The following is an 18,901-nucleotide window of genomic DNA, read 5'->3' on the forward strand; positions in this document are numbered from 1 at the left end:
AGAAAGAGGTAATGTGAAATGAAAAAGAAAATGCGATTAAATCTACAATATTTTGCTGAAGGTACAGCAAACCAAAACAAAGCGGCTCGTAGTTATCAAATGCAATTCAAGCAGTTGCTTCAAGCTGTTTTCCGTACTCAAGCGTATTTCCGCGACTTTTTTGGCGGAGAAATTGAAGCGCTTGATGGTGTGCAGCATAATGAAACAGCGTTTTATGTAAAGACGAGTGACATTCCTGTAGTAGTAGGTGCTGAGTACGACAAAGGTGAGGATACTGCCTTTGGATCCGGTACAGGAAACAGCACACGCTTTGGTCCCCGTACTGAGATCATCTACAAAGACAAGCCAGTTCCTTATACTTGGGAATGGTTATATCATGAAGGGATTGACCGTCACACAGTAAATAACAATTTTGATGCTGCCGTTGCTGATCGTTTGGATTTGCAGGCCCAAGCTAAAATCAAGAAGTTCAATGCACAGCACAGTAAGTTTATTTCAAGTACGGCTGTGCGCACTGAAACCTTGTCAGGATACGAAAATGACCCAGTGCTTGAACTATTTAACAAACTGGATGAGTATTACACAAACATTGAAGCTATCGGAACAAAGGTGGCTAAAGTTAATGCGAAATTGTATAACGCTATTGTAGACCATCCACTCACAACCAGCGCAAAATCATCTTCAGCAAATATTGATCAAAATAGAATCTTAAACTTTAAAGATTTTGATATTGAAAAAATTCCAGATGCAATGTTGCAAGAGGGAGAAGTAGCTTACACATATATCACTAATATTGGTAAAGCCTTCACTGGTATTAATACTTCTCGTGCGATTGAATCGGAGGACTTTGACGGTGTGGCATTGCAAGGTGCCGGAAAAGCTGGGGAATTCATTTTGGATGACAACAAAAAAGCAGTTGCTAAGGTTGTTCTAGGTGAAACAACTCCAGAAATTCCAGAAGGGTAAAGGTGATAAAAATGGCAAAGTATAAAGTGCTAAAACAATTTAGAGACATTCATACGAAAGTTGCATATGAAGTAGATACTGAAATTGAAATAACAGAGGAACGTGCAGCAGAGGTTCATGAAAACCTCAAAAAGAAAGGCACCTTCATCGAGTTAGTCGCTTCACCCAAAGATGCTGATTTTGACCGCGAAGCTGCCAAAGAAAAACTTACGGCTCTTGGGGTTGAATTTAAAGGGAATGCGAGCAATGACACTCTCAAAAAGCTACTTGAGGAACATGAGAAAGGCGAGTAAACGTCTTTCTCTTTTTATTGGGAGGTGGACGAGTTGGCTTATCTCACGTTTGAAGAATTACAAGGGTTAACTAGTATCGATCTTGATGAACAGCAGTTTGATAAATTATTACCTAAAGCTTCTGCCATCCTTGATAATGTCACAAGTCATTTTTACCAACGTTATGACATTGAAAAGGATAATGCTTGGAGAGTGCGTCAATTCAAGCTAGGGTTATGTGCTCAAATTGAATATTTTAATGATTTAGGAGCAACAACCTTTGAATCTATTAATAACTCTCCACAGACGTTTCAGGCAGGTAGAACGAGCGTGTCAAATGCGAGTAGGTATAATCCTAGCGGCGCTAATGAGAGCAAGCCATTGATCGCTGAGGATGTCTATATTTACTTGGAGGGCACAGGTCTTTTGTATAGTGGGGTGCGGTCATGGTAATGCCTAAACCTCCTAAAGACTTTTGTATTGACTCGTTTGTTTATAAAGAATACACGGGAGTGAACAATTGGTCTGAGCCGATATATGACACTCCTGTCTTGGTTCAGAACTGTAGAATAGACAGAGGGTCAGAGTATAGCCAATCAACTAGCGGGAAAGTTTTGCTCTACAACGCGGTTGTTTTTTGTTATGAGGGAATCACAACACCATTGCCAGCATTTAAGGTACAGTCTCTGCTTGTTTTCGATGATCAGGATCATGTTGTGACAAAAGTGATACCAATCTATGAGGCATACGACAAGACCATCTATTCATACGAGTTGGAAGTGGTCTGATGCGATTGGACATTAATTTACAAGGAGCTAGGCGGAAATTAAGTGATCAAGCAGTTATAAGAGGACGTAGAGCATCAGCCAATCAAGCTGCAGCAGACATGAATCCATTCATTCCCTTTAAAGAGGGTCCTTTACGACAACAAATGACTGTTGCTTCGGATGGGTCGAGTATTAATTATCACGCAAAATATGCAGGGGTATTGTTTTATATGCAAATGTATAATTACACCACACCTGGAACGGGGCCACGTTGGGACATGAAAGCCAAGCCGATCTTTATAAGCGATTGGATAAATGCATTTAAGAGGGGAGCTGGTTGGTGATGGATTTTATTGAACGTCTAGTGGAGAGAGTAAACCATATACCGTTGCCTTCAATTGAATGCAAAACAGGCTATTTAGGGGAAGAAGAATCATTTGTGGTTTATCCGTTGCCTGGGTCGCGAGTTGTTATGGAGTATATGGACGGCACTACTGATCAGCAGCTAAATTTTGAATTTGCAATGAAGTCAAAGTTACAGAGTCAGATACATCAAACGCTATGGCTCGTACAATCTGAATTGGAAAAGCTGAAGGAATTAGAAAGTAATGACGGAAGTTTTGAGTTTGATGAATTAGTTATAACCAACAAACCATTTATTAATCAGAAAGATGATCAAGGATGGTTTGTTTTTTTATTGGATGTGCAAGCAACTATAACAGTTTTTAAGGAGAGTGAATGATCATGGCAAGAGCTAAGAACGCATTACGAGGGCATTTTGTACAAGAGTATACACCAGGACAAGAAGAACCGGGAGAAGAGTGGTTGGAATTAGCGAAATATATATCTACTATCGGTGATGATACGCAAGAAGGAACCGAAGAAGAAGCGTACTATGATGGGGATGGAACGCCGGAAACAGACGTTGTATCCGTCGCAGGAGCTTATACACCTGAAGGAGTATATGATCCAGAAGATCCAGCACAAGCGTTTATTGCTGGCTTGAAATATAAAACAGGAGAAGGTCGTAAGGTTTGGCACAGGGTTGTGTCTGCCGATGGAACAAAAGAGTGGGTTGGTCGTGCGACAGTGACGGCCATTGTTGCTGGAGCTGGTGACGCAAGCGCTTATGAAACATTCTCTTGTAACATCCGTTTTGACCGAATTCCAAAAGAAACAGATTTAACTCCTAATGATCCCCCGGGTGGGGGCGATGAAGAACAAATAGAGGAAGGATAAGAGGGGCCTAGAGCCTCTCTTTATTTATGAGGAGGGTTATGATGACACAGGAAGTGAAAATTGATATTAAAAGAACGGGGTTCCCTGTAAAAGTGGGAGAGGTAGAGCTATGGTTTGATAGTTCTATCGAAAATTTACGTCGTTTTTTTAATGTGGAAGAATTGGCGCAAGAAAAGTTAAAAGAAGCACAAGAGAAAGCAAAACATATTCACTTTCCAGATGAAATTGAACATATTGATGATATCGAAATCGAAACAGTTGATGCAGCCTTAGACGTTAATAAAGAGTTTATCGCAGCTCAATACGACATTGTTTTCGGTGATGGTACGTTCAAAAAAATCTATGAATATTATCCTGATATTGCAGCACTTGAACAAGCATTAGACCCTATTGGGTTAGCCATCGGCAAGCGGATTGAAGAATTAGAGGAAGCGCGATCAGAGCAAGTGGAAGCAAAGAAATCTGAATACCTTAACAAAAAAGCTAAAAAGAAGTAGGTGGCGCTTATGAGGTTGAATGATCCTCTAGTCACTAGCTTCGTATTTGAAGGCATTAAGTATCAAATTGATTTAGCTTTTGATAATGTGCTAGATGTGTTTGACGTACTAGATGATAAAGCCCTACGAGATTATGAACGAGTAGAGGTATGTCTGTCCTTACTGTTAGGTGAAGAACAATATGATCAGTCATCCACAATCAATTTATGGAATTACGTTTATGAACAGTTTATCCACATAAAAGAAGAGGAGTCTATTTTATATGATCGAAAAGGTAATCCTTTGCCTGTAAAAACAGATGAGGAAAAAGAGAAACTGATTGATTTAGAGAAAGATGCTGAATACATTTTTGCTTCATTCCGACAGGCCTACGGAATGAATCTTTTTCATGAGCAAGGGAAATTGCGCTGGGAGGAATTCCAGGCGCTTCTTAATGGCTTGCCGAGCAATACGATTATGAAGCGGATCATTGAGATACGTTCATGGAAACCAAGTAAAGGTGATTCGGCAGAGTTTCGGCAGAATATGAAAGATTTACAACGGAAATTTTCATTAAATGACAAGGAGGTGGACGACGATGAGTGATGGTGTCATTAGTATAGCCATCGAAGTGGATGGTAAGCAGGTTAATGTTGCATCAAAAGAGTTGGACAACTTAGAATCATCAGGGCATAAAGCTGGTGACGGTACAAAACAGGCAGAAGATGGTCTTAAAGGTGTTAACAAAGAAGCGCCGAAAGCAGGAAGTAATATAAAAAAGTTTGCGACTGCACTTGGTTTGGTAGCGATTGGTGCGGCGGCTTTTAGGACGTTAAAGGCATCGATGGATGATGCGATAAAACGATTTGATACGCTCAACCAATTCCCAAAAGTTCTTCAAGCGCTTGGGGTTTCAGCAGAAGACTCTGAACGTGCTATGGAACGATTGTCAGATGGAATCGATGGTTTACCTACCAAGTTAGACGAGATTGCTTCTACTGCTCAAAGGATGTACAGTTCTTTTGGCGATATGGACAAGGCCTCTGATTCTGCGATTGCTCTTAATAACGCTTTGTTAGGTTCTGGTGCAAGTGCTGATCAAGCCAGACGTGGAACCGAACAATATTTACAGGCGTTACAAACAGGGAATATGGATATGCAACAATGGCGTACGTTGCAGGAAACGATGGATGTAGGTCTTATAAAAGTTGCTGAAAGCTTTGGTTTTGCTGGTAAAAGTGCAAAAGACGATCTTTATCAAGCCCTGCAAGAGGGTACCATTACAATGGATCAGTTTAACGACAAGTTAATTGAAGTCGGTACTGGAACAGGTATCATGGCACAGTTGGCCAAAGAGAATAGCTTGGGGCTTGCTACGTCATTGCAAAACGTTAGAACAGCTGTCGCTCGTGGTGTAGCGGATATCATTCAGAGATTCGATCGTTTGTCAAAAGAGGTAACAGGTAAAGATATTGCCCAAAACATTGATAGTTTAAAAAATATTACGAACGCATCTTTTCAAGCGATTGGAAATGTCATTGATAGGACTACACCTTTTGTAAAAGCATTTGCTTCTGGCGTCCAGGTAACATTACCAGTTGTAAAAGCTCTATCTCCTGCATTGATTGGATTGGCCACAGCATACGCCATGCATGCGGTTATATCCGCAACGGCTTCGGCAATTCAAAAGTCCAATACAATCATGCAAGCTGGAGCATTAATAACTGATATATTGACAATCGCAAAAGGAAAAAGGAATCTAGTCGAGGCACAGAGTACAGCCTTAATTTATGCATATATCGTGGCTGAATCCGCTAAGAATGCCATTATGAGAGCTACGTCAAAGGCAATGTTACTTTATACAGGCCAAATGACTTTGTTATCAGCAGCAAAAGGTATAGCTACTGCAGCAGCTACTGCTTTAGGTGTTGCATGGCGTTTTTTATTAGGCCCAATTGGATGGGTTACGGCTGCTATTGGAGTATTGGCTGGTATTGTAGTAGGAGTAGTTAGGTGGTTTAAACGGTCCAGTGATGAAGCCAAAAAACTTAATGCTGAAACAGAAGCTTTAGGTGAGTCGGTTCAATCTTTGAATGATGAAATGCAGAGTTCCACTGACGCTTTCAAAAATAATCAATCAGAAATTAAAGAGTCATCTAAAGCGAATGAAGAGTTAGCTAAAAGGATAGATGATTTAGCCAATAAAGAAAATAAGTCAGCCTCAGAAAAGAAAATACTAAGCGAGTATATAGATCAACTCAATGATCGAGTTGATGGATTGAACTTGGCATATAACGAGGAAGCGGATGCACTAAGTATGTCATCTGAACAGTTGCAAGCACGTATCGATTTAATGAAAGAGGAAGAAGCTGGGCTTTCCGCAAAAGAACGTATGCTAGAGATCGAAGAAGAAATATTTGAAGTAGAATCAAAGCGTGGAGAAATTAACGACTTACGGGCAGAGTGGAACGAATTACAAGAAGAAGGGGGCAGGAATGCTAGAGAGGCAAAGAAAGCGCTTGAAGAATTAGATGAACAAGAGCAAATACTGATAGAAACAGAAGAAGAATTAAAGAATCAGAGAGTAGAGACAGAAGAACAATTTGTTGCATCTATGGAAGCTATTACTGAAGCAACTGAAAGCGGAGTAAGTAATCAAATTATAGCATTTGAAGATTTGTCTGAATCACAGCAAGCAACGGTCGAATCAATGAAATCATCCTGGGAAGATTACAAGGGTGCAGCTACGGATATGTTTGACACATTAAGTGATGAAGTAACGATCACTGTAGCTGAAATGGAAGAAAACATGTTAGAGAATCAACGTGTTATGAGCGAATGGGCTGATAATATCGCAATTTTAGCAGAACGTGGAATTGATGAAGGGTTACTAGAAGAGATGCGTCAAGCTGGCCCAGAGTCAGCTGGACACGTTAAAGCAATGGTCGAAGCATCTGATGAAGAACTAGCTGGCTTAAGTGAAGTTTTCGCTCGAGGCGGAAATACAGCAACAGGTGTTTTGGGTAAATCATTAGGGATTGAAGAATCAGGTATTATAGAAGCGATTGGCCATTTAGTAACCGATACAGAAAAAACTCTAGCGGAACAAATAGAGGCAGCAGATTTTGAATCAATCGGTAGTGCTTTACCAGAAGGCATAGCAGAAGGGACTGAAAAAGGCACTCCAATAGCAGAAGCAGCATCTAAGAAATTAGGCGATGAAACAGCAAAATCTGCTAGGAGAGCATTAGGGGTTAACAGTCCATCAAGGGTGTTTAGAGAGATTGGAACAAATGTCACAGAAGGCCTAGTCTTGGGAATTAGTAACGGTACCACAGCAGTGATTCAAGCAGTCGAGAAAATGTTTGAACATGTTATTAGAAGTTCAGACAGAAGCTTTCAATCGATTACGAAAGGCCATGATCGATCGGTAAATGATATTGAGAGATCACTCAAGCGCTTGCCAATTATCACACAAACGTCTATGCGTAATATGCTGACGAGGTTAAGAAACGGATCGAATACAAATGTAAGCACTATGCGTAAATTAGCTGTCGATTTAATCAGACCTTATAGCAGCACTCCAAGTCAGTTAAATTCGGTTGGCCGTAATGCTATGGCTGGACTAAATCAAGGTTTATTAGCTGGTAGAGGGCAAGTAATGTCAACGGCTAGGAATATAGCTAATAGTGTGGCCAGTACGATGAGGAGTGCATTAAGAATACACTCTCCATCAAGGTCGATGCGTGACGAAGTAGGGCGATTTATTCCTGAGGGGATTGCGTTAGGAATTAGAGAAAATGCGAAATCTGTTTACAAGGAACTTGAAAAACTATCAGACGGAATGATATTGACATCAACACCAGAGCAAGCGCTAGGAACATCAAGAATGGCTCATGCCAGTGCTGCTACTGCAAGCATTGTCAATAATTATAGTGGATCAAATGTGAGTATGAATCGTGTTGAGAGGTTGCTAGAAAAGATCGCAAATAAGAGCGGTGACGTTTACCTTGATAATAGAGCTGTTGGTAAGATGCAGTATAAAGTGGTGAGTGAGTTTATGGATCGGGATAAATCAACAAAGGGAAAGTTTAGGGGGTGATGTGTTGATAGTAAACGGTATTGACCTAAGCGGACTAGTTCGTGTTGGGTTAAACATTAGAGGTCGAGGGATAATGGGGCAAGAAAATACCATTATCTCTCCACCAGTTATGGAAGGTGGCTATTTATCCGCTACGAAACGACATGGGCGACTGTTAGAAGTGCCTATTACCATCTATGGAACAAATCAAGAGGAGATCATAGGGAAGGTAGATCAGCTTAACGCATTACTAGATTTTAAAGAGCCTAAACCTATTATTTTGCCTGGTGAACCTAATAGAATATATTACGGTCTTTTGGATGGAGAACAAGACTGGAACAATCTAGGGACGTTAGGTAGAGGGGTTTTATACTTTTATTGCCCCGATCCTTACAAATACGGTACCGAAACCACAGCCGTATTCCCATCTGATTCAGTCTCGCTCACCAACGACGGAACAGCAGAAGCAGAGCCGATCTTTGAGTTTGAGGTAACGGAGCCTGTCACCTTTGCTATGATTCAAAAGGGAGAGGACACAGGCGAATATCAAATGATCGGTATACCTGCCGATGATGATGTCGAGGTTGTAGACACAAGAACGAGCGTGTTGTACGAGAATGGAAGCACAATCGACACTTGGAGTCCTGCTTCTATAGACATGGTAGACGTCAATGTGGATAGTGTGGACGGTGTCATGGGTACAGATGGAGCAGGAATACGCCCAGAAAATTATGGTACTCCAAGAGAACAGCAACGTGGTCCAGCTGTTTTTAAAGAATTGCCTAACGCTATTCAAAATTTCGAGATTCAATCCACATTCGATATTATCTCTAGGCGTGAAATAGAAAATTTTCGAATGGGTATCTATTTCCATGACGAAAATCTGAATAATCTTGGCCATTTAGGATTGAAAGATAACTCACGTAATCATAAGCGTAGGGTGCCACTTGGTCGAGTAGGACATTACCGTGGTGGTGGATTAGCCAATGGTAATTTAATTGGAGATGCTGACAGCTTTGATAACGCAAGGGAAACGACACTCTTTTATTTGCGAGTAAAAAGGGAAGGACAGAAATTTTCTTTTTACATTGGCGAGTGGCAGAATCAGCGTCATATCAGACATTGGGAAGGAACTTACCAAGATGTCAATAACGAGTGGCAAGGTCGATTGAAGTACATTACCTTGTTTATTGGTAGTTATCAAGATCGAGTCATACCTGCTAGATTACGGATGAATAGTGTCGAGGTATTTGAGTTGAGTCAAGTTACTGAGGATCACACGCCTTACATCGCTTATCCTGGTGATATTATTACATTTGATCACAAGCTCGATGAACTGCTCATCAACGGTGAGGATCGGACGGATATAAAGGATCTTGGTGGACAGTATTTTAAATTGGATAAGGGGTCTAACGAGTTATATGTGTTGCCTGACAACAGTTTTAACACGAGTTGCAAGTTTAGGCGGAGGTATCGCTAAATTAAAATTTGGAGGGGTTATTGTGGAAGAGAGAGTGAAGAAATTAGAAATGGAAATAGACGTATTGAAGGGTGAATTATCAAGTATTCAAATACAATTACATCAACTAAGTTCAGATGTGGATCAAAAGAATTTAGAGTTAGAGTCTAGGCTAACAATGATTATCGGAGGATTAAAAATGTAAAAATAAACAAGGAGCTCAGTCACCTGGTAAGTGACTGAGTATAAAACTAGCTAAGTCTCAAAAAATGTTCTCTGCGTTCTTCAACTTTATATCCTTGTTTTTCTGCTTCAATTATAATTTCTTCTTTGGTTAAGGAGAATTGACGTAAATCAATTAAAAGACCTTCATCTCCTGGAACTTCGGAGTTTAGTTGAAGGGTTCGATTTAACTCTTTCCAAGAATATAAAGAACCTTTATTTTGAGGTTTAGGATCTAATTTAGACATATGTATTCACCTCCCTCCTACAGTCACTATTCGACAGAAAAAGGGAAAATCCTACCAGAAAGGAGTTGGTGCCATTGATCCACATTACAGATGGGCAACAAGATAACATAATTGGAGTTATTACACCTAGACACATCATTGATAATACGCACCGTCAATCGTTAAAAGATACGCTAGAAACGTTTGAGTTTACAACATTTGCAGATCAATCTTTTAGTGAGTATTTAGGCAAGCACAACCGTGTGATTATTCCTGCTGAGGATGAAGGGTATAAAGAGTTTGTCATTAACGAGTCGATTAAACGACGGAATGCGGATGGATTAGAGGCAGAAGTCTATGCATCAGCAACATATCTATTGCTGAAAAAAGCAAAGGTCATTGATCCTCAAACACTGTCGGAATATACACCGTCGATGTATCTAGGTTGGGCGTTAAACGGGACAGAGTGGCGACCTGGTATTGTCGAGGGAAGTGGCTACCGTACATTGATCATTGAATCTCACACAAATCCTTACGCATTTTTAAAACGAGTTGCTAATGAGTTTGATTTAGAGCTACGCTTTAGAGTCGAGACAAATGGTAATCGAGTAACCGGTCGTTATGTAGACTTGCTCGAACGTGTTGGGCAGTGGCAGGGGCGTGAGGTTGAGCTTGGTAAGGACTTGCAAGGTATTCGACGGATAGAAAAGACGGATAATATCTACACAGCTTTGCGAGGTATTGGTCCAGCAGATGAAGACGGTACACGACTAGAAGTTTTAGTTGAAGATGAGGAAGCTCTGCAACGTTGGGGGCGTCCGAATGAGCAAGGCGAATTGCAGCATTTAATAGATGTGTATGAGCTCAATCAGATCGTATGGAAATGACAGAGGAAGAGTTGATACAGTACACTCGCACCGAGCTTAACAAGCGTATTAATGAGGTGGTGGAGTACGAGGTTGATATTGCTGATCTAGAACATGTACCCGGTTTAGCTAACAAAAAGATACGCTTTGGTGACACGATTAAGATCAAGGACACAAAGTTTAATCCTCCGCTTTATTTAGAAGCTCGCGTCCACACCCAAGAGCGCAATATCATCGATCAATCGCAAAAACGAGTCGAGCTTGGTGATTTTATCGAATATACCGAAGAAGAAGTGCAAGCGATTTGGCAACAGCTTCAGGCTGAAATACGACGTAAAGTCAGTATCGTAGATTTAATCGAGTATACGTACGATAAGATCACGATTGATAATAAGGACGAGTACGTTTTTGAAGAAGGAAAAACATTTGCCGAGTTGATTGGTGTTGACGCTAAGGATCATGCGGACATTGTAGCCATCGATGCGGAGAATAATGCGAAGATATATGCAGAAGATCGATCAGCAGAAGCGTTACTGGATGCGATGATTTATGCTGTCTCTCAAGAAGCCTACGACAATAAAATGCAAGAGATTGCTGATGATCTAGCCGATCGGACTACGATCGAGTATGTGGACGGTCAACTAGTCGATAAGGCAAATGTAGGTGACGTGTACACGATCGAGGAGGTCGATACACGTCTATTAAACTATGTTGGTATCATCGAGTACGAGACGGATATGGATGGTGTGGTGCAAACACTAAGCAACCATAATACGTTGATTGCTCAAAACGAGGAAGCGATTGGATTTAAAGCGAATCAAACGGACCTTGATGCTGTAGCGGATACGGTAAGCGATCACTCAGCGCAAATGATTATTATGGCTGACGAGATTAGTCAGAGAGTGACTCGGACGGAGTTTAATAATTTGCAAATTGGTGCAAGAAACTTGTTATTAAATTCCGGAGTTCCGATAGAGGGAACTGACTATCTGGTGGGACAATGGTCTTTATCAGAAGATTTTATAACAGGTGAAACCTACACAATGGTTTTGGAAGGTGATTGCGAAGAACCTCCAACTTTTAGAATTTGGCAAAATGGAGGAAGTAATGCGAGGTCGACATTTGAAAGGGTTGAGGGGACAAACTATTGGGTAGCGAGTTTTGTGTCAGTTGAAACCACAGAAGCAGGGAGGAGGTCAGTTAGGGTGTATTGTGCACCTAATAGCGCACCTAGTCCTTGGAATGTTGATTGGATTTGTCTCTATAGAGGGAATGTAAAACCTCCATTAGACTGGACACCAGCTCCAGAGGATATAGAGTATCGTATGTCCCACGCTGAAACGGAGATTATCCAAAACGCTGAGGCGATTGAGTCAAGAGCTACTAGAACAGAGTTAGATGCTGTAGAAAGTAGAGTTTCGACGGCCGAGAGTAGTATTAGTCAGCAAGCGGAACAGATTGAATTGAGGGTGACGAAAACGGAGTTTGTAGATAGTTTGTCAACTGTAAATGCTGGTAGTGGTGAATCGAGATTTGAGTCAATAGGACACTTAATATTTTCCGGTGGGATGGTGGAGCTACCCAATAGTTTAAGAGATGCTCTTGGTAATTCAGATGAAGCAACCATCGAAGCGTGGATAAAATTAGATAGCAATAGTCCTTCAACTGGCAATGCTGGATTATGGTCATTTACCGGACATAACGACTCAAACGGAAATTTATACCCATACAGTAATAGCAGAATCTATCTTAATACGTTTAGAACAAACAGAATAGGTCCAATTTATTATGATGAGTTTAACTTTGATTTGACAGATTGGCACTTGCTAACAGTTAGTACTAAAGAAGGTTCAAATGGCTGGAATGTTTATCTAAATGGAGTATTAATTAGATCAACTAGTGGTCAATCATCTATCAGTTTGGATTATGAGACTTTAATGTTTGGAAGAAATAGTAACAGGACATTAAGAGGAAAAGTGGGGGAGTTTAGGTTATGGAGTAGTGCACTTTCTCAAGAGGAAGTAATTTCGAATATGAATAGGTCTTTTACTGCCATTCCTTCGAACATGCTTGGGTTATGGAGAAAGATGAACGATTCTGGCAACCTTCTAATTGACGAAACAGGCAATGGATACGATGGAATAGTAGTTGGTTCCGTCACTTACCAAGAATCCGTTGGTTTGCGCGTGACAAACGCAGAGTCAGAAATCACCCAACTAGCGACTGAGATAGACCTAAAAGTATCAGAAGATGACTTCAACGGAAACGAAATCATCGGACGTATCAACCTTACGTCGACCACCGCTCGGATACAAGCCGAAAACATTGAATTGGTGGGTGCTGTGTCGGTGTTATCGGATATCACGGGGGATCTCGGTACGATTAATGCAGGGGATATTAACGGGGTTAATATATCAGGTAGTGAGTTTACATCAAGCTACTTTGATCCGAATGACAATAGCGGTGAGCATATGTGGTTGAGTGAGGCTAGACTTGAAATGGCACGAATTTCTTCAGGGGGGGTACAAGAAGGAATTGTTTCTTACAGAGCGACAGGAATTTCTTTTCAATCATCACCGCAAGTGCCGGAATTTGAAATAGATGCTTTTCGTGTGAAGTTTACAGGAGATGTTTTAGTTGACGGAGGTTCTGTTGAATCAATCGTTAGCCAAGGGTCAAACGCTGACGGAAGGTGGATACGTTACAGTAGCGGTAAACAAGAGGTGTGGTGTAATCCGGTGAGTATGAATGCAACTGTGTCCAGTGGAAATATATTTAGGTCAGATACAGAGTTTGTAAGTTTTCCACAGTCGTTTAATACGAATTTTCCAATTGCAGTAAGTACCCATACGACTAGTAATTTAAGATGGGCGGACGTTGCAGGGACTCCGGGAGCAAATAGTGTCTCTATACGTCAATGGTCGAGTATTAGCGGAAGTAGTAACTTATCAACTTTTGTTTATGCAGTAGGATTTTGGAGGTCACCATAATTTCAAAAAGGAGAGGTTTTCTGATGAAACAACAATTAAACTATGATTTTAAAGAGGTACAAGCCAAGCTTGCGAACAAAATCGCTATCCTAGAGGTTCAATTGGCTACTGAACAAGCTGCTAAACAAGCGGTGATTAAGTATGCTGAGGAGTTGGAGAAACAAGTTGAGGATTTAACTACGAAAGAGGAGAGTGACGCGCAATGAACTTTGAAGTCCGATCAGTAAATACGAGGTATAGTGACGGGGAAATGGTAAGTGTACAGGTTTCCTATGCAGCAAGGAATAGTGATAGGTCTGTAAGTGCGAGTGGGAATCTCGTTTTGTCGGCAGAGGAATATGAGGGGAACGAGTCGATTGCCCAATTAGAGGAGATTGCGAAAGATCATTTATTAGAGGAAATCAATAAAGATTTTGAGGGAGAAATAGAGGAAGAAACAGAAGTCGAGTAAGGCTTTTTTATTTTGGTCAAAAAACGGAGCTGGCACTTGTGCTAGCTCTTTTTATATTAAAGGAGATGGAAATTTTGATGAATATTAACTTGGAACACTTAGAAGTCGTAAGAATGTACTTATTTGGAGATGTGAAGTTTTTACATTTGCTACTTTTGCTGATGGCATTAGACATTTTAACAGGTGTCTTTAAAGCCATTAAAAAAGGTAATCTGTGGAGTCGTAAAAGTCTTTTTGGTTATGCGCGTAAGTTAATGATTTTGGTCGTGATCATCTTGGCCAATGTAGTGGATCAAATATTAGGGATGGGCGGTGCAATTACTTACGCAACCGTTCTTTTTTATATTGCAAATGAAGGATTATCCATTTTAGAAAACATGGCTGAAATTGATGTATTAGTTCCAGCCACTTTAGCTGAAAAATTGAAAGTGATGGAATCGAAGAAGAGTCCGACCTTAACACAGGAAATTAAAAAAGAAGTCATTGGATCAGATGTGGATGAAAAATTGAAGGGGGAGGATCAATAATGAGTACATTTATTTGGCCGACAGACACAAAACGAATCACGAGTGGGTTTAGAACATCGAGCAGACCGGATCACCACGGTATCGATATTGCGGAAGCAGGAGCACGACCGATCTTTGCTGTAGCAAACGGCACTGTATCACGATCATATGTATCAGAGAGTTATGGAGAGGTTATTTTTATCACGCATCAGGTCAATGGACAAACGTGGGAAACGGTCTATGCTCATTTGCGTACTGGATCACGAGGTTTTTCAGTTGGACAAACCGTTCGCAAGGGTCAGCAAATTGGAATCATGGGCAACACTGGTCGATCTTTTGGGCAGCATCTACATTTTGAGTTACATCGTGGACGATGGAACATTGAAAAGTCAAATGCTGTGAATCCTGTTGATTACTTGGAGAAAAATCTCACTCCTTCGACCTCATCTAATGTTTTACGTAAAGGTGATAGTGGAGTTGCTGTAAAAGAACTTCAAGAAGAGCTAATATCATTGGGATATGATTTAGGTAGATGGGGTGCTGATGGGAAGTTTGGTGACGCTACTGAAAAAGCAGTAAGAGCTTTCCAAAAAGATGCACGTATTAAAGTAGATGGCGTACCTGGACCACAAACGTTCTCTGCACTTGAAAAAGCTTTATCTAAAAAACAATCAAAGACATTATATCTTCCTGGTAGTGCTGCGTCATGGAGAGTGTATCCATTAGACAAAGCTCCAACGGTAGGTAATGAAAGTGGACGATTAAACCCTGCTAAGTTTGGTGGATTGTCCTATGAAATTTTAGATAATCCTCAAGCTCACGTTTATACTATTCAGACAAGAGACTTTGGTAAAGTTAACATTTACGCTGGGCCAGATACGTCAGCAACAATTAAGTAAATAAAAAATAGCCCTCACGCTTGTGGGGGCTTAATACTATCTTTATGTAGATCATAAAACTCAACAAGTTTTAACGCTGTATCTAATGTAATCCTCCAATGTTAATCTTTCCTTGTCTCATCCTCGAAATGGTACTTTGCTGAATTCCTGTCTCCTTACTAATGATGTAGGATTTAATATCAGAATCCAGTAACAGCCTTATTTTTTCTTTCATGTTCAGACCTTCTTTTCTTTTTCTTTTATTATTGTAATTTTGCTGGAATTATATCCTTTGATGCCTATGTTTACTAATATATCGGATGAAATTCATATAAATAAAATGAAATTATTTACAACAAAACTATTCCTCTTTGAGGTTAGGTATGGTATAATAAAGATAGATCAAAGGAAAGGAGGGGAAAACATGCTAGACGAAATAGAAAAAGTCCTTCGAGTCATCTTCTACATCGCTTCGGTTAGTTGGATAACCAAGCAGTGGTTAGACAAAGATGACAAGAAAGACTAAGACAAGAGGGGCTTTGCCCCTCACCCTATTTCTATTATACACGTTTAGCATAAAAATATGAAGAGACTAACTTTTGGTACCATCATTGTCACTTTTGGTTTGATCATTTCACAGGCGTTTTACAGTAATATCTTTACGACTCTTTTGACCATTGCTGGTATTATTACGAGCATTGTCTTGATCATGAAGAGTTGGAGAAAGGGGTAGTCATGCATCATTTTTCTAATGAAAAGGAGCTTATTGACTTCTTAGAAAAAGAATTGGTATCTGTGACGGAAGCAGCGGAAATATTAGAACTGACAACGCGACGTGTAAACCGGTTGGAGAAGGATGGGAAGTTGAGAGCGGTAAAAGAAAAACCAAAACTGTTTTTACGTTCAGCCGTGGAACGAAAGAAAAAAGAGCTTGAGGAGCTCCGCAAAAAGTACCGTCCGTATGATTGAAAAGAGCCCTTCACTTGTGTGAGGGGCTTTTATTGTATTTTGATAAATTGTAAAAATTAAGAAGGGAAATGAGGGATTGTGTCGAATAGGTTCAGTAAAATTAAATTATTGAGGTGAGTTCATTGACTGCTCAAATAGCAATTCTTAATAAGCACGGTATAGCTTTGGCTACAGATAGTGCAGTAACTATTTCAGGAGATGTAAATGAAAATAAAAAAGTATATAATAGTGCTAATAAACTATTTTCGCTTTCTACAAAAAATCCAGTAGGAATTATGATATATGGTACTGCACAATTTATGAATGTACCTTGGGAAACGATCATAAAATCGTATAGAAGTTATCTTGGAGACAGAACATTTGATTATTTAGAGGATTATTGTAATGATTTTGTGGAATACATAAAAACGAGTGATTTACTCATTGATAATTATCCTTATGATGTTATGTTAAATAAAACATTATCAACGTACCTAACAATTATATTGAATCAGGTTAATAAAAAGTTACGGCAAATTGAAGAAAAACATAGAACAGACCAAACAATTTCTGAATTAATCTATAGCGAAGCTAATTCTACTTTAAAAAAATTAGGGAATGTAAAATATATTGATGGCTTCAATAAAGGTTTTATTGAAACATTATTAGAGGAAAAAGAGGATTTGTTGAATAATGTAATTGATGAAAATATTTATATCGAAGTAACGAGTGATTTGCGGATATTATTAAATAATCTTTTAGGAACGTTATTAGCAAAAGATTTTTTCTCAAGTATATCAACTGGGGTAGTAATAGCAGGATATGGAGTTAAAGAAATATTTCCGAGATTAAATGAATATAAATTTGAAGGGATTTTTCTATCTAAATTAAAATACAAGTTGCATTCATCAGTTAAGATAGGTTCACATGTAACTACGGAAACGCCAACTGCTTCAATAAAAGCATTCGCTCAAAGGGAAATGGTACACACTTTTTTATCTGGTAGTGATTCAAGTATAATAAATCAGATTTTAGGTTCTGTTTACGATATATTAAAAAACGTATACCCATCTGTTTTAGAGGAAAAATTAGGAGTAGAATTAAATGAGGAAATGAAAGATCAGCTAAAAGGCATCTCTAGTTCAATCCACAGGGAAATAAGTAATAATGTCCAAACGTACCAGCGGAAAAATTTTAGCATGCCAATACTTGATACGGTTCAGTTAATGCCAAAGGAGGAAATGGGAGTCGTAGCAGAAACATTGCTAAACTTAGCATCGCTTAAAAAGAGAGTGACACTGGAAACTGAGTCAGTTGGCGGTCCTATAGATGTTGCAATTATATCTAAAACTGACGGCTTTATATGGATTAAAAGAAAGCACTACTTTAATCCAGAATTAAATTATAGATATTTTAACAATAATAATTCTTAAAAGGAGGCGTTATATTGTGTTAATGGCCACGTATAATGATTTGTTTAATACTGATAAAGACTTAGGGGATTTCGAAAAGAAAGAAGATACAGAATTAAAAGAACAGATATTAAAAAGTATTAAAGAAGTAATTGATAATGAAAAGGAGCAAAATAAAAATTCTGATCGAAGAAGCCCCTGATTTTTACCTTAGGGGCTTCACTACTATTTTATACTCTTTCAACACTCATCAAACAATCAACCTTAATCGTTAAAATATCATCCTCTGTACGCAATTTTATATATTTCTCGTATCGATCCACCCGCTCCACTACACCAACGACCTCACAAAAGTCCCCATCTTCCCAATAAATCACATTAACTTCTAACTCGTGCTTAAGGCTATCCATGACCACATGACCAATCTCCATTAGTTCCTGTTCATCCAGTGTAGGCTTAGATATTTTGTCTTGTGCTTCCCGCCATTGTTTCAGAGCAGCAGTGTGTTCTGGAAGCACAAACTTCATTTCCCACAATTTATTGCCTCTTTGTAATTTTTCCATGTGATCACCTCACTCATATTATATACAAACATTTGTTCTTATTTCAAGTTGATTAGGAACTAATGTTCGTATATAATGAGTGTGAGGTGAACATACTATGAATGAATTAACCAACAAGCAAAGAAATGTAATAGTGAAAATTAATGAATATGTAATTAAAAACAAGTATGCTCCGACCACTAGAGAATTAGCCGATTTACTTAACCATAAATCCACATCTACTACGCATGGGCATTTAGTTAAATTGAGAAAAAAGGGTTATGTCGATTGGGTTGAATCTAAACCAAGAACATTACGAGTGTTGAGAGGAGAAGAAATATATGAAGGGACTTTTGCAAAGGGCAGCTCAGTCGAAAGAAAAGGTGCAAATCGTTTATTTGACAGATGAAGGGAAAATGTCACAAAGGTACGTTAGTGTAATTAAAGTAAATGAAACTCATCTTGTGTGTTATTGTCATTATAAGAAGCAAAGAAGAATGTTTAAGTTGGAAAATATATTAGCGGCTGATGTTTATAGGAAAAGAGCAAAAGCTTTTTGAAAGAGGAGTGTAAATCATTTCTATTAATCCTACTGGAGA

General features: G+C 39.3%; 26 protein-coding genes. 23 read left to right on the forward strand and 3 right to left on the reverse strand.

What is annotated here, in order from left to right:
* Positions 1-18 precede the first annotated feature (18 nt).
* From JCM9152_RS18060 to JCM9152_RS22745, 12 genes are read left to right on the forward strand one after another with little or no spacing between them, the layout of a single operon-like run.
* Positions 19-966: a phage capsid protein gene (locus tag JCM9152_RS18060; protein WP_081728110.1), complete on the forward strand. Its 948-nt coding sequence runs from the start codon at positions 19-21 to the stop codon at positions 964-966.
* A gap of 11 nt (positions 967-977) precedes the next feature.
* Positions 978-1,259, forward strand: coding sequence for a hypothetical protein (locus tag JCM9152_RS18065; RefSeq protein ID WP_148296541.1), 282 nt, complete (start codon positions 978-980; stop codon positions 1,257-1,259).
* A 33-nt stretch (positions 1,260-1,292) separates the two neighbouring features.
* Complete coding sequence (locus JCM9152_RS18070) at positions 1,293-1,691, forward strand: head-tail connector protein (RefSeq protein ID WP_035346733.1); 399 nt, start codon at positions 1,293-1,295, stop codon at positions 1,689-1,691.
* A complete protein-coding gene (locus JCM9152_RS18075; RefSeq protein WP_235715754.1) occupies positions 1,691-2,026 on the forward strand; it encodes a putative minor capsid protein in 336 nt (111 codons plus the stop codon). The genes JCM9152_RS18070 and JCM9152_RS18075 overlap by 1 nt, the downstream gene beginning before the upstream one ends.
* Positions 2,026-2,349, forward strand: a complete 324-nt coding sequence (locus JCM9152_RS18080; RefSeq protein ID WP_035346735.1) for a minor capsid protein — start codon at positions 2,026-2,028, stop codon at positions 2,347-2,349. Before JCM9152_RS18075 ends, JCM9152_RS18080 begins: the two co-directional genes overlap by 1 nt.
* The gene (locus JCM9152_RS18085) at positions 2,349-2,747 is read left to right on the forward strand and encodes a phage tail terminator protein (protein ID WP_035346736.1); all 399 of its coding nucleotides are present in this window, start codon (positions 2,349-2,351) and stop codon (positions 2,745-2,747) included. The genes JCM9152_RS18080 and JCM9152_RS18085 overlap by 1 nt, the downstream gene beginning before the upstream one ends.
* 2 nt (positions 2,748-2,749) lie before the next feature.
* On the forward strand, positions 2,750-3,244 hold the full coding sequence (locus JCM9152_RS18090; RefSeq protein WP_052016123.1) for a phage tail tube protein: 495 nt from the start codon (positions 2,750-2,752) through the stop codon (positions 3,242-3,244).
* Between the two features lie 41 nt (positions 3,245-3,285).
* Positions 3,286-3,741: a hypothetical protein gene (locus tag JCM9152_RS18095; protein ID WP_035346737.1), complete on the forward strand. Its 456-nt coding sequence runs from the start codon at positions 3,286-3,288 to the stop codon at positions 3,739-3,741.
* 9 nt (positions 3,742-3,750) lie between these two features.
* Complete coding sequence (locus JCM9152_RS18100) at positions 3,751-4,326, forward strand: Gp15 family bacteriophage protein (RefSeq protein ID WP_035346738.1); 576 nt, start codon at positions 3,751-3,753, stop codon at positions 4,324-4,326.
* Positions 4,319-7,822 (forward strand): tape measure protein, encoded by a 3,504-nt coding sequence (locus tag JCM9152_RS18105; RefSeq protein WP_052016125.1) that lies wholly within the window; start codon positions 4,319-4,321, stop codon positions 7,820-7,822. The genes JCM9152_RS18100 and JCM9152_RS18105 overlap by 8 nt, the downstream gene beginning before the upstream one ends.
* A gap of 4 nt (positions 7,823-7,826) precedes the next feature.
* Complete coding sequence (locus JCM9152_RS18110; protein WP_158318460.1) at positions 7,827-9,281, forward strand: distal tail protein Dit; 1,455 nt, start codon at positions 7,827-7,829, stop codon at positions 9,279-9,281.
* A gap of 22 nt (positions 9,282-9,303) precedes the next feature.
* Entirely contained in the window at positions 9,304-9,465 is a 162-nt protein-coding gene (locus tag JCM9152_RS22745) for a hypothetical protein (RefSeq protein WP_156315010.1), read from the forward strand.
* A gap of 46 nt (positions 9,466-9,511) precedes the next feature.
* On the opposite strand, the gene JCM9152_RS18115 is transcribed toward JCM9152_RS22745, so the two are convergent.
* Complete coding sequence (locus JCM9152_RS18115; protein ID WP_035346740.1) at positions 9,512-9,730, reverse strand: hypothetical protein; 219 nt, start codon at positions 9,728-9,730, stop codon at positions 9,512-9,514.
* Positions 9,731-9,804: 74 nt separating this feature from the next.
* Between JCM9152_RS18115 and JCM9152_RS18120 the strand changes: the two genes are divergently transcribed.
* The 6 genes from JCM9152_RS18120 to JCM9152_RS22920 all read left to right on the forward strand — a co-directional run bounded on the left by JCM9152_RS18120 (position 9,805) and on the right by JCM9152_RS22920 (position 15,421).
* Positions 9,805-10,596, forward strand: a complete 792-nt coding sequence (locus tag JCM9152_RS18120; protein WP_035346741.1) for a phage tail spike protein — start codon at positions 9,805-9,807, stop codon at positions 10,594-10,596.
* A complete protein-coding gene (locus JCM9152_RS18125; RefSeq protein WP_035346742.1) occupies positions 10,587-13,565 on the forward strand; it encodes a LamG-like jellyroll fold domain-containing protein in 2,979 nt (992 codons plus the stop codon). Before JCM9152_RS18120 ends, JCM9152_RS18125 begins: the two co-directional genes overlap by 10 nt.
* Before the next feature lie 23 nt (positions 13,566-13,588).
* Positions 13,589-13,771: a hypothetical protein gene (locus JCM9152_RS18130; RefSeq protein ID WP_035346743.1), complete on the forward strand. Its 183-nt coding sequence runs from the start codon at positions 13,589-13,591 to the stop codon at positions 13,769-13,771.
* Positions 13,768-14,016, forward strand: coding sequence for a hypothetical protein (locus JCM9152_RS18135; protein WP_035346744.1), 249 nt, complete (start codon positions 13,768-13,770; stop codon positions 14,014-14,016). The genes JCM9152_RS18130 and JCM9152_RS18135 overlap by 4 nt, the downstream gene beginning before the upstream one ends.
* A gap of 77 nt (positions 14,017-14,093) precedes the next feature.
* Positions 14,094-14,543 (forward strand): phage holin family protein, encoded by a 450-nt coding sequence (locus tag JCM9152_RS18140; RefSeq protein WP_235715755.1) that lies wholly within the window; start codon positions 14,094-14,096, stop codon positions 14,541-14,543.
* Positions 14,543-15,421, forward strand: a complete 879-nt coding sequence (locus tag JCM9152_RS22920) for a peptidoglycan DD-metalloendopeptidase family protein (RefSeq protein ID WP_052016127.1) — start codon at positions 14,543-14,545, stop codon at positions 15,419-15,421. The genes JCM9152_RS18140 and JCM9152_RS22920 overlap by 1 nt, the downstream gene beginning before the upstream one ends.
* Positions 15,422-15,503: 82 nt before the next feature.
* On the opposite strand, the gene JCM9152_RS23795 is transcribed toward JCM9152_RS22920, so the two are convergent.
* A complete protein-coding gene (locus JCM9152_RS23795; RefSeq protein ID WP_268870757.1) occupies positions 15,504-15,635 on the reverse strand; it encodes a helix-turn-helix domain-containing protein in 132 nt (43 codons plus the stop codon).
* Positions 15,636-16,135: 500 nt separating this feature from the next.
* Between JCM9152_RS23795 and JCM9152_RS18155 the strand changes: the two genes are divergently transcribed.
* The 3 genes from JCM9152_RS18155 (at position 16,136) to JCM9152_RS22755 (ending at position 17,962) form a co-directional block, all read left to right on the forward strand.
* Positions 16,136-16,369 (forward strand): hypothetical protein, encoded by a 234-nt coding sequence (locus JCM9152_RS18155; protein WP_035346746.1) that lies wholly within the window; start codon positions 16,136-16,138, stop codon positions 16,367-16,369.
* A 122-nt stretch (positions 16,370-16,491) separates the two neighbouring features.
* Positions 16,492-17,781: a hypothetical protein gene (locus JCM9152_RS18160; RefSeq protein WP_035346747.1), complete on the forward strand. Its 1,290-nt coding sequence runs from the start codon at positions 16,492-16,494 to the stop codon at positions 17,779-17,781.
* Between the two features lie 16 nt (positions 17,782-17,797).
* The gene (locus JCM9152_RS22755) at positions 17,798-17,962 is read left to right on the forward strand and encodes a hypothetical protein (protein ID WP_156315011.1); all 165 of its coding nucleotides are present in this window, start codon (positions 17,798-17,800) and stop codon (positions 17,960-17,962) included.
* Between the two features lie 28 nt (positions 17,963-17,990).
* Here JCM9152_RS22755 and JCM9152_RS21565 read toward each other — a convergent pair whose 3' ends face one another.
* Positions 17,991-18,323 carry a YolD-like family protein gene (locus tag JCM9152_RS21565; protein ID WP_052016128.1) on the reverse strand — a complete coding sequence of 111 codons (333 nt, stop codon included), beginning with the start codon at positions 18,321-18,323 and terminating at the stop codon, positions 17,991-17,993.
* 97 nt (positions 18,324-18,420) lie between these two features.
* Here JCM9152_RS21565 and JCM9152_RS22095 point away from each other — a divergent pair, with 97 nt between their 5' ends.
* Together JCM9152_RS22095 and JCM9152_RS24215 are read left to right on the forward strand one after the other, a co-directional pair.
* On the forward strand, positions 18,421-18,711 hold the full coding sequence (locus tag JCM9152_RS22095) for a LexA family protein (RefSeq protein ID WP_081728114.1): 291 nt from the start codon (positions 18,421-18,423) through the stop codon (positions 18,709-18,711).
* A complete protein-coding gene (locus JCM9152_RS24215; protein WP_035346748.1) occupies positions 18,644-18,862 on the forward strand; it encodes a WYL domain-containing protein in 219 nt (72 codons plus the stop codon). Before JCM9152_RS22095 ends, JCM9152_RS24215 begins: the two co-directional genes overlap by 68 nt.
* Positions 18,863-18,901: the final 39 nt, after the last annotated feature.

The sequence above is a fragment of the Halalkalibacter hemicellulosilyticusJCM 9152 genome, assembly GCF_000513115.1.
Lineage (GTDB): Bacteria > Bacillota > Bacilli > Bacillales > Bacillaceae_D > Halalkalibacter > Halalkalibacter hemicellulosilyticus.

Coding starts and splice junctions, on each gene's coding strand:
- JCM9152_RS18060 (WP_081728110.1), top strand. CDS start 19: ATGAAAAAGAAAATGCGATTAAATCTACAATATTTTGCTGAAGGTACA.
- JCM9152_RS18065 (WP_148296541.1), top strand. CDS start 978: ATGGCAAAGTATAAAGTGCTAAAACAATTTAGAGACATTCATACGAAA.
- JCM9152_RS18075 (WP_235715754.1), top strand. CDS start 1,691: ATGCCTAAACCTCCTAAAGACTTTTGTATTGACTCGTTTGTTTATAAA.
- JCM9152_RS18080 (WP_035346735.1), top strand. CDS start 2,026: ATGCGATTGGACATTAATTTACAAGGAGCTAGGCGGAAATTAAGTGAT.
- JCM9152_RS18085 (WP_035346736.1), top strand. CDS start 2,349: ATGGATTTTATTGAACGTCTAGTGGAGAGAGTAAACCATATACCGTTG.
- JCM9152_RS18090 (WP_052016123.1), top strand. CDS start 2,750: ATGGCAAGAGCTAAGAACGCATTACGAGGGCATTTTGTACAAGAGTAT.
- JCM9152_RS18095 (WP_035346737.1), top strand. CDS start 3,286: ATGACACAGGAAGTGAAAATTGATATTAAAAGAACGGGGTTCCCTGTA.
- JCM9152_RS18100 (WP_035346738.1), top strand. CDS start 3,751: ATGAGGTTGAATGATCCTCTAGTCACTAGCTTCGTATTTGAAGGCATT.
- JCM9152_RS18105 (WP_052016125.1), top strand. CDS start 4,319: ATGAGTGATGGTGTCATTAGTATAGCCATCGAAGTGGATGGTAAGCAG.
- JCM9152_RS18115 (WP_035346740.1), bottom strand. CDS start 9,730: ATGTCTAAATTAGATCCTAAACCTCAAAATAAAGGTTCTTTATATTCT.
- JCM9152_RS18125 (WP_035346742.1), top strand. CDS start 10,587: ATGGAAATGACAGAGGAAGAGTTGATACAGTACACTCGCACCGAGCTT.
- JCM9152_RS18130 (WP_035346743.1), top strand. CDS start 13,589: ATGAAACAACAATTAAACTATGATTTTAAAGAGGTACAAGCCAAGCTT.
- JCM9152_RS18135 (WP_035346744.1), top strand. CDS start 13,768: ATGAACTTTGAAGTCCGATCAGTAAATACGAGGTATAGTGACGGGGAA.
- JCM9152_RS18140 (WP_235715755.1), top strand. CDS start 14,094: ATGAATATTAACTTGGAACACTTAGAAGTCGTAAGAATGTACTTATTT.
- JCM9152_RS22920 (WP_052016127.1), top strand. CDS start 14,543: ATGAGTACATTTATTTGGCCGACAGACACAAAACGAATCACGAGTGGG.
- JCM9152_RS23795 (WP_268870757.1), bottom strand. CDS start 15,635: ATGAAAGAAAAAATAAGGCTGTTACTGGATTCTGATATTAAATCCTAC.
- JCM9152_RS18155 (WP_035346746.1), top strand. CDS start 16,136: ATGCATCATTTTTCTAATGAAAAGGAGCTTATTGACTTCTTAGAAAAA.
- JCM9152_RS21565 (WP_052016128.1), bottom strand. CDS start 18,323: ATGGAAAAATTACAAAGAGGCAATAAATTGTGGGAAATGAAGTTTGTG.
- JCM9152_RS22095 (WP_081728114.1), top strand. CDS start 18,421: ATGAATGAATTAACCAACAAGCAAAGAAATGTAATAGTGAAAATTAAT.
- JCM9152_RS24215 (WP_035346748.1), top strand. CDS start 18,644: ATGAAGGGACTTTTGCAAAGGGCAGCTCAGTCGAAAGAAAAGGTGCAA.